Consider the following 12561-nt stretch of genomic DNA (forward strand, 5'->3'; position numbering starts at 1 on the left):
TCATCACGCCGCGGCCGGCCAAGAAGATCGCCTCCTCGACGGCGTGGCTGCCGACAGGATCGTCAGCCCGGTGCGAGACCAGCGATGGAGCGGCTCGTCTTGCGGGCGCTCGCGTCTTGGGGTCGAGCGCCCCGAAGATCTCGTCCGTCAGCACCACCTCAGCCTCGCCAGCGATCACCCGGGCGCTGGCGACGCGCTGCTTTATCCCGCCCGGTGCCCCCAGCGCTGGAAGAATTCGTTCGTCCCCCCGAACGTGCCGGTGCCGAAGCTCAGCACCGGCACGGTGAGGCCTGAGCGTCCGAATTGCCTGTATTCCATTGGGTCCTCTGTACGATCGCACGGCGCGCGGGGCGCCTGCCCGCTCAACGCGCACGCCCCGGCTGGGTTTTCCGCAAAGGCGAAGGCGCGATGCTCAGGGCGCGCCGGTTTCAGCCGAGGCGAGGAACGCCCGCACGGTATCGCGCAGGAAGGCGGCATCGGCCGGGTTGGTCGACGGGTTGCCGGCGCGATGGCCCCAGATGCTCGGGATCGGCTGCAGGACGACGTCGTGCAGGTGCGGCAGCTCGGCGGCGTTGTCGGCGACGCGGAAGTAGAGATCGGTCTCCCCCGGCATCAGCAGCAGCCGGGCCGTGATCGCGTTGAGCGCCCGGGTGAGGTCACCACCGTAGCGCGGGTCGCGGCTGATGTCGCCCGCCTCCCAGGTGCAGAGCTGCGCATAGAGATCGGCCGCGGGACGGCGGGCGAAGCGCTCCTCCCAGTCGGTGCGCAGGAAGGTGTCGAGATCCGGGGCGCCCAGCGCGGTCCGGTGCAGATCCGCCCGGTAGAAGTCCTGGCTGAGCGCCCAGCCCGCATAGATGCGCCCGAAGGCCTGGAGGGCGGCAATCGGCTCGGCCGAGAAGCGGCCCGCGCCGCGATGCTCCGGCGCCGCCTCCAGCACCGCCATGAGGCCTTTCAGGAACACGCGGTTGTGGGTGGCGGTCCGCGCGCTGCCACAATTGATCACCGCGCGGCCGACCTGCCCGGGAAACAGGGCCGCCCAGTGATAGGCCTGCTGCGCCCCCATGGACCAGCCGTAGACGGCGTGCAGGCGCTCGATCCCCCACACCTCGGCGAGCAGACGGCGCTGCGCGTGGACGTTGTCCCAAGCGGTGACGAGGCCGGGCCAGACCGGTGTGTTCGATGGGCTCGACGACAGGCCGTTGCCGAACATGTCCGGGATGACGATGAACCAGCGGCCGGGATCGAGCACCCCGTCGGGGCCGATCAGCCATTCGAGATCCGGATGCTGCGCCCCGTAACTCGTCGGGTAGAGCACGACATTGTCGCGCCCGGGCGACAGGGTGCCGTGCGTCTTCCAGCGCAGCTGCGCGCCCGGCAGCACCGCGCCCGACTGAAGCGTCAGGTCGCCGAGTTCGAAGATTCCGGTGGCCGTCGCCCAGCCGCTCACGGGCGCAACGTCCGCACGAAGCCGACATGCCAGCGGGCATAGCCCCGCTGCAGCACGCCGAGCCGCGCGCGCAGCGCCGCGTGGGCATCCGGCAGGAGGTGGAACGGGATCGATGGGTAGAGGTGGTGCTCGGTGTGGAAAGGCATGTTCCACATGAGGAGCCGCATGAGGCCGTTGGTCAAGGTCGTGCGCGTGTTGGTCAGGCCGTTGTCGTCCATCGTGCAGAGCGTGTGCTCCGTGAGCAGATAAAGCCTTGAAACGGTTGCCCGAGGAGCTGCGGCCCGATCCAGTAGACCAGGGGCGCCCACCAGCCGATCAGACCGATGGCGAGGGCCGCGCCGGCGAGCAGGACCGCGCACATCAAGCGGATCGAGCGGATGATGCGGGGCGCCGCGCGATCGGTGATGAACGGGTAGGCCGACAGATCGCCACGCAGGCCCGCCCAGGCCACCTGGAGGCGGGTGCGCCAGTAGGGCAGGGCCAGGACGCGCCAGAGATAGGCGTCCAGGGTCGAGGGCGGCATCAGCGCGAGTTCCGGATCCCGCTCGGGATCCTGGGTGTGACGGTGATGGGCGAGGTGGAACGCCGTGTAGAAGTGCCAGTTCAGCAGCGACGGGCAGGCGGCCAGCCAGCCGACGACCGCGTTGGCCCGGCGCGCGCGGAAGGCGGTCAGGTGGACGGTCTCGTGGATGGGCGCGAACAGGGCCGATTGCACGATGCCCAGCAGCAGCATGGCGGGCAGCAGCGTCCAGGGCCCCGAGCGCCAGACCAGCCAGCCGGCCCCGGCCAGCATCAGGAGATGTGCGCCGAGGCGGATGGCGCCGCGCCAGTCCGAGCGCTGCGACAGCGCCTTCACCTCGGCACCTGTAAGAACCCGTCCGCTCGCGGAGGCCATGCGTTTCTGAACCCGTGTGAGCACTTCGAAGGCGCACGGACTCTGCATCGTCCATGCCGAAGCCGCCGATGATGGGCCGTTACGCGCGCCCGGCTTGGTATCCAGCTTGCCTATGCCGCTCCGGCAAAGGGTGAATGCAAAATGCGACGATCTTGGTTTTCCGGCCTACTCATGGCCGCGGCGCTGCTTGCGCCGGCTTCCGGCCGCGCGGAAACGACGGTGAAGGCGGTGCTGGAGGCCGAGATCGTCACCCTCGATCCCTACTTCACCACGGCCTACATCACGCGGACCTTCGGCTACATGATCTACGACACGCTGTTCGCGCCGGACGCGACGGGCGTGTTCCGGCCGCAGATGGTCGACACGTGGTCGGTGTCGGACGACCGGCTGACCTGGCGCTTCACCCTGCGCGAAGGGCTGCGCTTCCACGATGGCGCGCCGGTCCGGGCCGCCGATTGCGTCGCCTCGCTGCGGCGTTGGGCGGCGCGCAGTGCGCTGGGCGGCCGGCTCATGGATGTGACCTCCTCCCTGGAGCCTGTGGACGACCGGACCTTCGTGCTGACGCTGCGGGAGCCCTACGGTCTCGTCCTCGACACGCTCGGCACCACGTCGAGCCCCACACCGTTCATCATGCCGGCCCGCCTCGCCGCCACCCCACCCACGACGCAGCTCACGGAGGTCGTGGGATCCGGTCCGTTCGTCTACGACCGCACCGCCCACATCCCCGGCGACCACATGCTGCTGCGCCGGAATCCCGATTACCGGCCGCGTCCCGAGCCGGCCGACTTCCTGGCCGGCGGCAAGGTCGTGAAGGTCGACGCCCTCGACATCCGCGTTATCCCCGACGGTGCGACGGCGACGGGCGCCCTCGGCACGGGCGAGATCGACTACATGCAGTACGCGCCCTTCGACCTGATCGGTCAGATCGAGGCCAACACGAGCTTGGCGGTGATGAACTTCACCGGCCCGCACAGGTTCACGGGCCACTATCGCATTAACACGGCGTCCAAGCCCTTCGACGACCCGGCGATCCGGCGCGTGCTGCTGCGCCTCGTCGATCAGCGCGAGGTTCTGGACGGGTTCGGCCTCGATCCGCGCTTCTCGCAGACCTGCGACGCCTTCTTCATCTGCGGCTCGCCCTACGAGACGCATGTCGGGACGGACCTCCTGCACGACCCCTCGGTGGCGGCGGCCCGGGCTGCTCTGAAGGCGACCGCCTACAAGGGCGAACCGGTGACCGTGATGGTGGCTAACGATCTCGAGGCGGCGCGCGTGTCCTCGACCATCCTGGCCGACCGGCTGAAGCAGGCCGGCTTCACCGTCGACCTGCAGGTCATGGATTGGGCAGCCCTGCTCGCCCGGCGCACCAAGAAGGCCGGCTGGAGCCTCTTCGGCATCCACGCACTTGGTCTCGATCTCAGCTCGCCGCTGACGAATTCCGCAATCAACTTCAACTGCAAGGACGCGGCGAGTTCCGGCTTCATGTGCGACCCGCGCATGGTCGCCCTGTTCGACCGCTTCGCCCGTGAGCCGGATCCGGACAAACGGCGCGTCATCGCCGGCGAGATCCAGACCATCGTCTACGGCGAAGGGCTGGTCGTCCCGTTCGGCCAGTTCGCGCAGCCCGCGGCCTATCGGAGGTCGCTCACCGGTCTGATCCCCTCCGCCATCCCGCTGTTCTGGAACGTCGCGAAGCCATGAGCGCAGCCCCGTACGACGTCATCGTGGTCGGTGCCGGCTCCGCCGGAGCAGCTTTGGCGGCCCGCCTTTCGGAGGATCCGCACCGTCGGGTGCTCCTGCTGGAAGCCGGGCGCGACTGGCGCTCCGCCGATGCGCCGCCGGCGCTGCGCTCGGCCAACATCATCCCGTTCATGTATGACCTGGCCCATCAGGCGGACTGGCAGTGGCCGGGGCTGATGAGCCGGCGGACCCGCGTGCAGGAGCCCCGCTTCTACTGGCGCGGTCGCGCGCTCGGCGGCAGTTCGACGGTCAACGCGCAGATCGCGATCCGCGGCGTGCCCGCCGCCTTCGACGCCTGGGCGGAGCAGGGCTGCACCGGCTGGTCGGCCTCGGATGTGCTGCCGCTCTTCGACCGGATCGAGGACGATGCCGATTTCGGCACCGAAGACGGCGCCCGGCGCGGCGGTCCGCTCCCGGTCCACCGCGCGAAGCCGGAGGCCTGGGGCGCGGTGGATCTGGGGCTTCGCGCGGCCGCCCTCGCGGCCGGCCATCCCTGGAAGGCGGACCTCAATGCGCCGACGGGCGAGGGAGTCTCGTGCAACCCGATCAACAGCCGCGACGGTCACCGCGTCACCACCAATGACGGCTACCTGGAACCGGCGCGCGACCGGCCGAATCTTGAGATCCGCTGCGAGGCCCTGGTCGATCGCGTCCTGTTCGCGGGACGACGGGCAACCGGCCTGCGCGTGCGCTTCGGTGCGGAACCCTGGACCGAGATCCAGGGCCGCGAGATCGTTCTGTGCGCCGGCGCCGTCCACAGCCCGGCGATCCTGATGCGCTCCGGGATCGGCCCGGCCGAGCCGCTGCGCGCCCTCGGCATCCCCGTCCGGCAGGCGCACGAGGCGGTCGGCCGCAACTTCATGGACCATCCGATCCTGCGGGCGACGATGGATCTGAAGCCGGAACACCGAGCCCTCGGTCCGGATGCGCGCCACACCAATTGCTGCGTCACCTATTCGAGCGGCCTCTCGGGCGGCGGGGAGCGCGACATGATCTTCGTCGCCTACAACCACCGGACCCTGACCGGGCCGGAACCGACGCCGCAGGGCGCCGTCGGCGTCGGCCTCTACGACGCGTTCTCGCGCGGGACGCTGCACCTCACCGCGGCCGATCCGGAGGCCAACCCGGTCATCGACGAGAATATGCTCGATGACCCGCGGGATCGCCTGCGGATGCGCGACGCGGTGCGCCGCCTCGCGGGCTTGGCGGCGCATCCGGCCCTGGCCGATCTCGCAACGGCGATCCGGTTCGGCGAGAGCCCGCTTCCGATCGGCGACGCCGCGCGCCTCCCGGATGACGAACTCGATGCCCTGATGCTCGCCGAGGCCGGGGACATCCAGCACGCCGCCGGCACGTGCCGCATGACCGGCTGGCAGGACGCGTCCGGGGTCGTCGACCCCGATCTCAAGGTTCGCGGAATGGATGGGCTGCGGGTTTGCGACGCCTCCATCATGCCCAGCGATTGCCGCGCAAACCTACACTTCACCTGCGTGATGATCGGCGAAAATCTTGCGCGGCGCATGTTGACGGGCGGATCGCGTCACCCGTGAGTGCGCGCGCAGATTACGAACGACCCATGGGCGCTCGACATCGGCACGTCCGCCGCATGCCGAACGCCGGGCGCAGCCCGATCCGCAGAGAGGCGGCGTCGAACCCCATCATCGTCGACCGCTGATCGCGTCACGCATGCACGTTGAACGCGCCGGAGCGGCGTGCCGGGCGCCTCATCTGCGTCATCGCTCGGACAGACGTGATGCATCCCGCGCATGCCGAGCAGATCTAAGCTCGAAGATCGCTTTATCGGCGAACAACCGCGCGGTCTGGCAGCCAACTTGCTTCGAATAGTTGCCGGCGGTTGAAATCGTGCGATCTCGTCCGTGCGCGATTGCGCGTGTTCGGCCCTCGACCGATCGCCTCCTCGCTGCTCGCGGAGTTCGCATGCCCTCATCAAGGTCGCCCCTGCTCCATCGGCGCTCGCTCCTGCAAGGTATGGCTGGTCTGGCGGTCGGTGCGCCGCTGGTCGCACGGGCCGCGGGCCTCAAGACCGTCCGCTTCAGCGAGGCCGTGCATAACCTCGGCTACATCAACCTCTATGTCGGGATTCACGCCGGGATCTTCGAGAAGAACGGCCTCGCCATGCAGGTGAGCGCCGCCGGCGGCGACACGCAGACCTTCGCGGCCGTGCTGGGCGGCTCGGCGGATTTCGCCATCGGCGATCCCACGATGGTGGTGATCTCGCGCGAGAACGGCGGCCCCGGGATGGTCGTCGGCACCGTCGTTCAGCGGGCCCACTACTTCGCGGTCTCGAAGACTGTCGAGCCCTTCACCGACCCGAAAGGCTTCAAGGGCAAGCGGATCGCCACCTCGCCGGAGCCCAACACCAACTTCAGCGTCACCAAGCGGCTCCTCGAGAGCAACGGCATGAAGCTCGGCGCCGACACGACGATCGTGCCGGTGAGCCCCGGAACCGAGATCGCCGCCATGCTCGCGGGTGCGGCCGACATCGCGGTCGCCTATCAGCCGGGCGTGGCGCAGGCGGTGGCGCAGGGCGCCAGGATCGTGTTCGATTTCTCGAACTACGTCGGACCCTTCTGCAACACCGGGATCATGGTGCTGCCCGGCACGATCCAGAAGGATCCCGAGACCGTGCAGGCTCTGGTGACGGCCTTCGAGGAGGCCGGGCGCAGGACCTACGGCGATCCCGACTACGCCAAGAAGGTCGCGCGGCTGGAATTCCCGGATCTGCCGGGCGAGGTCGTGGACGCGGCGATCGAGGCCGAGCTGAAATACAAGATTCCGGCTTCAACCGTCGTGACCGAGAAGGACGCCTGGGAAAGCCTGATGGGCATGCAGAAGTACCTCGGCAACATCAAGGGCACGCTCACCTTCGATCAGGTCGTCGACAATACCTTTGCCGACAAGGCCGCGAAGCGCGCCGGTTGACCGGCGCCCCCATGTCCGAAGGCCCCCCGCACGCCGCGACCCACCCCGCGCCTCCGCTTGCCGTCGAGCACCTCGCCAAGGCGTATCGGACGGGCGGTCGCCTCCTGCCGGTCGTCGGCGACCTCACCTTCGCGCTCGCCCGCGGAGAGATCGTGGCGATCGTCGGGCCTTCGGGCTGCGGGAAGACCACGCTGCTCAACGCCGTCTGCGGTCTGACGCCGGTGGATTCGGGCCGCATCCTCTGGAACGGCGTGCCCCTCGACCGGCGCGGACGGCCGCCGAGCGGGATCGGCTACATGCTGCAGAAGGATCTGCTGCTGCCCTGGCGCACGGCCCTCGACAACGTGAAGCTCGGGACCGAACTGCGCGGGATGCCGCGCGGGCAGGCCGACGAGCGGGCGCGGGCGCTCCTCGACCAGCTCGGCCTGCACGGGTTCGCCGGGGCCTATCCCGCGACCCTGTCGGGCGGCATGCGCCAGCGCGTGGCGCTCGCCCGCACCCTGATCAACGATCCGGACGTCCTGCTGTTCGACGAGCCCTTCGCGGCGCTCGACTTCCAGACGAAGCTGCTGATCGAGGCCGACACGGTGCGGCTCGTGCGCGAGGGGGCCAAGTCCGCCCTCCTGATCACGCACGACATCGAGGAGGCCGTCTCGATCGCCGACCGCGTCCTCGTGCTGAGCGGGCGGCCGACCGCCGTCAAAGCCAGCTACACGATCGACCTCGACTGCGCGCCCGACGACATGATCGGCGCCCGGGAGAGCGCTGGTTTCGGCGATTACGTCCGCCAGATCTGGGCCGATCTCGATATCCCACGCTCCACGCTCGGCGGTGCCGGGCGTGGCATCCGCCGCGCTGCCGCGAGGTCGTGACATGTCGGACGCCGTGACCGGACCGGCAGCCATCGCCGGAGAGAGCCACGAGGCCCCGCCGCGCGACAAGGAGCGCCTGCGCGCGGGCGTCCTCGTCCTGCTCGTGCAGATCGCGCTTCTTGCGGCCCTGCTGTCGGCCTGGGAATGGCAGACGCGCCTGAACCCGCAAGCGTCGTTCCTGTTCGGTTCGCCCTCCGCGATCGGCCGCTTCCTCTGGCAGGGTCTCGCCGACGGCACGCTCCTGCGCGACGCGGGCGTCACGGCCCTTGAGACGGGGCTTGGATTCCTGATCGGCAACGTCGTGGGGACGCTCGCTGGCCTGTCGCTCTGGTACTCGACCTTCGTCTCGCGGGTCGTCCAGCCCTTCATCGTCGCGATCGGCTCGATCCCGATCATCGCGCTCGCCCCGATCATCATCATCTGGTTCGGGACGGGCCTCGCCTCGAAGGTCGCGATGTCGACGCTGTCGGTCGTCGTGGTCGCCCTCGTGACCTCCTACAAGGGCGCGCTCGGCGTCGATCCGGACCAGATCAACCTCCTGCGGACCCTCGGCGCGCGGAAGCCGCAGATCTTCGCCAAGCTCGTCGTGCCGTCGAGCCTCGCCGACATCTTCGCCGGCCTGAAGCTGACCGTCGGCTTCGCGCTGATCGGCGCCATCGTCGGCGAGTTCATGTCGTCGTCCGTGGGGCTGGGCCACGCCATCTTCCAGGCGGGCTCCCTCTACGCGATCCCGAAGGTGTTCGCCGCGCTGGTCGGCACGATCGCGCTGGCCCTCGTCCTGACCTTCCTGGTCGGTCGGGCTGAACGGATCCTCATGCCCTGGCGGGATCATCTCTGACCCACGCCATCCCTCGCAACCAACGCCACCAGGAGCCCCGTGTGACACAGCGCATCAGCAAGCAGGGAACGATCAAGTACGCCCTCTCGGGCGACGAGCCCTTCGTCGCGACGATCGCACCGGGCGAGATCGTCTCGGTCGAGTGCGTGATCAACATCGGCGACGGGGTCATCAAGGAGCTCGGGCAGAACCTGACCGAGGCCGACGTCACCTTCCCGTTCGTGAATGGGGCGACGGGTCCGATCGAGGTCGCGGGCGCGCAACCGGGCGACATGCTGAAGGTCGAGATTCTCGACATGGAACTCGGTCCGCGCGGCTACAGCTCCCTCTGGCCCGGGCATGGCATGTTCCCGGATTGGGTGCGCCGCAAGGAATGGGGCATCCGCACCAAGGTCGTCGATGTGCAGGACGGTCATGTGGTCTGGAACGACCGGCTGCGGCTGCCGGTGAAGCCGATGGCCGGCGTCATCGGCGTCGCGCCGGTCCACGGTGCGGTCCTGACGGTCGACAACGGCACGCACGGCGGCAATCTCGACGTTCAGGAGGTCACCACCGGCAACACGGTGATGCTGCGGGTGGAGAAGCCCGGCGCGCACTTCTTCATCGGCGATTGTCACGCGCTCCAGGGCGACGGCGAAGCGGTCGGGATGGGGGCGATCGAGATCGGCGCGAACGTCACCCTGCGGGTGAGCCTCGTGCCCGCTCCGGCGCGGCTCGGCCACCCACGGATCGAGACGCCCACGCATATCTGCACGCTCGGCTGCGCCCGCCCGCTCGAGGACGCGATGCGCATCGCCTTCGCCGACATGATCTACTGGCTCGCGGACGAGTGGAACATCCCCGAGCCGGAGGGCTACCTGCTGCTCGCACAGATCGCCGAGGCGCGCTGCACGCAGATGGTCAATCCGAAATACACGTACATATGCAAAGTGCCGAAGGCGATCCTCGCGGCCTTCCAGTGACCTGAGCCGCCGCTCTGCCGACCGATGGCGGGCCCGACGAGCCGGCTGAGCCGCGCGGTTCGTCGGGCCCGCCGCTCGGCCCGAAGGTCGCGCGGCAGCGCGTCCGGCCATGGCAAAGATGTGCAGAATATTTATCCACCCCTCGAAGGCGACCGGTCGCATTTATCAAAATATCTCCGTGATCTGATGAGGTCATGACCCGCCCGTCAGAACTCTGCATGGCATGCATGTTGCTCATCGAGGGGATGCTTCAGGAGTCCTCCAGCTTGTCCCGAACGTTCGACGCGACTGATCTCTCCCGCCGCACAGTTCTCGCGCTTCCTCTCGGCCTCGCGGTCGCGGCGAGCAGCGCGCGCGCCGCCGAGCCGAAACGCGGGGGCACGATGGTGATGATCGTCCATCCGGAGCCCTCGACCCTGGCCCATTACGCGGTGTCGGCGGGCAACATCCCGCCGATCGCCACGCAGGTCTATGAGGGGCTGTGCACCTACGATTGGGATCAGAACCCGCAGCCGAACCTCGCGAAGTCGTGGGAGGTCGCGCCCGACGGCAAGACCATCACGTTCAAGCTCCAGGACGGCGTGACCTTCCACAACGGCAAGCCGTTCACCAGCGCCGACGTGCAGTATTCCTTCATGGAGATCCTGAAGAAGTACAATCCGATCGCGCCGGTCATGCTGGCCGAGCTGGTGGCCGTCGACACGCCGGACCCGATGACCGCGGTGCTGCGGCTGGCTAATCCGGCGCCCTACATCATGAAGGCGCTCTCCGGGCGGGACCTGCCGATCCTGTGCCGCTCGGTGTTCGAGGGCACGGACGTCCTCCAAAACCCCAGCGCCAACAAGCCGATCGGCACCGGTCCGTTCAAGTTCACGAGCTGGGAGCGCGGCCAGTTCGTGCGCCTCGATCGCAACGAAAAGTACTGGAAGCCGGGCCTGCCGTACCTCAACCGGATCGTCGCCCGATTCATCCCGGACGCCGCCACCCGCTCGGCCGCCATGGAGGCGGGGGAGGCGCATTTCGCCGGGTACAGTGCGGTGAACTACGCCGACCTCGCGCGGATGAAGACCAACCCGATCCTCGATCTGACGACCAAGGGCTACGAGATGACGCCGGCCCAGAGCGTTCTGGAGCTGAACGGCCGTCACCCGCATCTCCAGAAAAAGGACGTGCGCCAGGCGATCGCCTACGCCATCGACCGCAAGGTCATCCTCAAGGACGTGATGTTCGGCTACGGCCTGCCCGCCACAGGCCCGCTCAGCCGCAAGTTCAAGACCGCCGGCCTCTACACCGACGACGTCCGCCAGTACGATGTGCCGGACCGGCTGGACATCGCCAACAAGCTGCTCGACGAGGCCGGCGCCCTGCGCGGCGCGGACGGGACCCGCTTCGCCCTGCACCTGGAGGTCAATTCCTTCGGCGAGCAGTGGCTGCGGCAGGCCGAGTACCTGAAGCAGGCGCTCGCCGTCGTCGGCATCGCCGTGACGCTCCGCTCGGAGGACACCGCGACCTGGCTGCGGCGCGTCTATACGAACTACGATTACGACCTGAACGAGCCGTTCCTCAGCCAGGGCGTCGACCCGGTCTACGGGCTGAACAAGCAGTTCCTCACCAGCCAGATCCGCAAGGGCGTGACCTTCGTCAACGACACCTTCTACAGCAATCCCGAGGTCGACCGCATGCTCGGCGAGGGCGCGCGCGAGCCGGATCCGGAGAAGCGCGCCGCGCTCTACAAGAAGGTCCAGCAGATCCTGGCGGAGGACAGCCCGATGATCTGGCTCATCGACGTGCAATACGTCAGCGTCTTCAACCGGCGCCTCAAGGATCACACGACCGGCCCCCTCGGAACCCAGCAAGCCTTCGAGCGGGCCTGGATGGACACGTAGTCCCGTGCGGCTCGCCCGTTTCCTCGGTTACCGGCTGCTGCTGGCGATCCCGGTGGTGCTCGGCATCGTCGTGCTCAACTTCTTCCTGATCCACCTCGCCCCCGGCGATGCGGCCTCGGTGCTGGCGGGCGAGAGCGGCGCGGCGAGTCCCGAATACATGGAGCAGCTGCGCCACAAGTTCGGCCTCGATCAGCCGCTCGCCACGCAGTTCGGCGTCTACCTGCTGAACATGCTCCACCTCGATCTCGGCTACTCGTTCCGCAACGACAGCCCGGTGGGGAGCCTGATCGTTGACCGGCTCTGGCCCACCGGGCTGCTGATGCTCACCGCCTTCGCGGCCGCGTTGCTGATCGGCACGCTGCTGGGCCTCGTGGCGGCGACCGGGCGCAATTCTTGGCGCGACGCGGTCATCTCCCTTGTCAGCCTCGTGGCCTATGCGACCCCGGGCTTCTGGCTCGGGCTGATGATGATCGTGGTCTTCGCCATCCGGCTCGGCTGGCTGCCGACCAGCGGCTACGACACGGTCGGCGCCGACAACGATGGCTGGGACGAGGTCTGGGATGTCGGCCGTCACCTCGTCATGCCGGCGGTGGCGCTCGCCCTGTTCTACCTAGCGGTCTACGCCCGGGTGATGCGCGCCTCCGTGCTGGAACAGGTCGGCATGGACTACGTCACGACCGCCCGCGCCAAGGGCCAGACCGAGGCGCGGGTGATGACCGGGCACGTCCTGCGGAACGCGCTGCTGCCGGTGGTCACCATGGCGGGCGTGCAGGCCGGCAACCTGATCGGCGGCTCGATCGTGGTCGAGACGGTGTTCGGCTGGCCGGGGGTCGGCACGCTGGCCTTCAACGCGCTCCAGTCGCGCGACCTCAACCTGCTCCTCGGCATCTTCTTCGTCTCGGCCTGCCTCGTGGTCGTGATCAACCTCGCCGTCGACCTCGTCTACGTCTGCCTCGATCCGCGGCTGGAGCTCTAGCG

9 protein-coding genes and 1 pseudogene are annotated in these 12561 nt (G+C 68.5%); 8 read left to right on the forward strand and 2 right to left on the reverse strand.

Features of this window, described 5'->3' with window-relative positions; genetic code table 11:
- Nucleotides 1-412: 412 nt before the first annotated feature.
- Together ACX9MN_RS32630 and ACX9MN_RS32635 are read right to left on the reverse strand one after the other, a co-directional pair.
- A complete protein-coding gene (locus ACX9MN_RS32630; protein WP_132369222.1) occupies nucleotides 413-1447 on the reverse strand; it encodes an alpha/beta fold hydrolase in 1035 nt (344 codons plus the stop codon).
- Nucleotides 1444-2390 (reverse strand): annotated as a pseudogene (locus ACX9MN_RS32635) (fatty acid desaturase). Before ACX9MN_RS32635 ends, ACX9MN_RS32630 begins: the two are co-directional and overlap by 4 nt.
- Nucleotides 2391-2561: 171 nt before the next feature.
- Between ACX9MN_RS32635 and ACX9MN_RS32640 the strand changes: the two are divergent.
- The 8 genes from ACX9MN_RS32640 to ACX9MN_RS32675 all read left to right on the forward strand — a co-directional run bounded on the left by ACX9MN_RS32640 (nucleotide 2562) and on the right by ACX9MN_RS32675 (nucleotide 12559).
- On the forward strand, nucleotides 2562-4043 hold the full coding sequence (locus ACX9MN_RS32640; RefSeq protein WP_244527091.1) for an ABC transporter substrate-binding protein: 1482 nt from the start codon (nucleotides 2562-2564) through the stop codon (nucleotides 4041-4043).
- Nucleotides 4040-5632, forward strand: a complete 1593-nt coding sequence (locus ACX9MN_RS32645) for a GMC family oxidoreductase (RefSeq protein ID WP_091683454.1) — start codon at nucleotides 4040-4042, stop codon at nucleotides 5630-5632. The genes ACX9MN_RS32640 and ACX9MN_RS32645 overlap by 4 nt, the downstream gene beginning before the upstream one ends.
- 388 nt (nucleotides 5633-6020) lie before the next feature.
- Nucleotides 6021-7025, forward strand: coding sequence for an ABC transporter substrate-binding protein (locus ACX9MN_RS32650; protein ID WP_091683456.1), 1005 nt, complete (start codon nucleotides 6021-6023; stop codon nucleotides 7023-7025).
- 11 nt (nucleotides 7026-7036) lie between these two features.
- Nucleotides 7037-7897, forward strand: a complete 861-nt coding sequence (locus tag ACX9MN_RS32655) for an ABC transporter ATP-binding protein (RefSeq protein WP_091683458.1) — start codon at nucleotides 7037-7039, stop codon at nucleotides 7895-7897.
- A gap of 1 nt (nucleotide 7898) precedes the next feature.
- Nucleotides 7899-8735 (forward strand): ABC transporter permease, encoded by an 837-nt coding sequence (locus ACX9MN_RS32660; protein ID WP_091683460.1) that lies wholly within the window; start codon nucleotides 7899-7901, stop codon nucleotides 8733-8735.
- A gap of 41 nt (nucleotides 8736-8776) precedes the next feature.
- Nucleotides 8777-9697 carry an acetamidase/formamidase family protein gene (locus ACX9MN_RS32665; protein ID WP_091683462.1) on the forward strand — a complete coding sequence of 307 codons (921 nt, stop codon included), beginning with the start codon at nucleotides 8777-8779 and terminating at the stop codon, nucleotides 9695-9697.
- Nucleotides 9698-9963: 266 nt separating this feature from the next.
- Nucleotides 9964-11583 (forward strand): ABC transporter substrate-binding protein, encoded by a 1620-nt coding sequence (locus tag ACX9MN_RS32670; protein ID WP_165923228.1) that lies wholly within the window; start codon nucleotides 9964-9966, stop codon nucleotides 11581-11583.
- 4 nt (nucleotides 11584-11587) lie between these two features.
- Entirely contained in the window at nucleotides 11588-12559 is a 972-nt protein-coding gene (locus ACX9MN_RS32675; RefSeq protein ID WP_091683466.1) for an ABC transporter permease, read from the forward strand.
- Nucleotides 12560-12561: the final 2 nt, after the last annotated feature.

It is taken from the genome of Methylobacterium sp. 1A, assembly GCF_058072805.1.

What these genes read in the sequence shown, in the direction of transcription:
- ACX9MN_RS32645 (WP_091683454.1), top strand. Translation starts at nt 4,040, where the DNA reads ATGAGCGCAGCCCCGTACGACGTCATCGTGGTCGGTGCCGGCTCCGCC.
- ACX9MN_RS32650 (WP_091683456.1), top strand. Translation starts at nt 6,021, where the DNA reads ATGCCCTCATCAAGGTCGCCCCTGCTCCATCGGCGCTCGCTCCTGCAA.
- ACX9MN_RS32655 (WP_091683458.1), top strand. Translation starts at nt 7,037, where the DNA reads ATGTCCGAAGGCCCCCCGCACGCCGCGACCCACCCCGCGCCTCCGCTT.
- ACX9MN_RS32660 (WP_091683460.1), top strand. Translation starts at nt 7,899, where the DNA reads ATGTCGGACGCCGTGACCGGACCGGCAGCCATCGCCGGAGAGAGCCAC.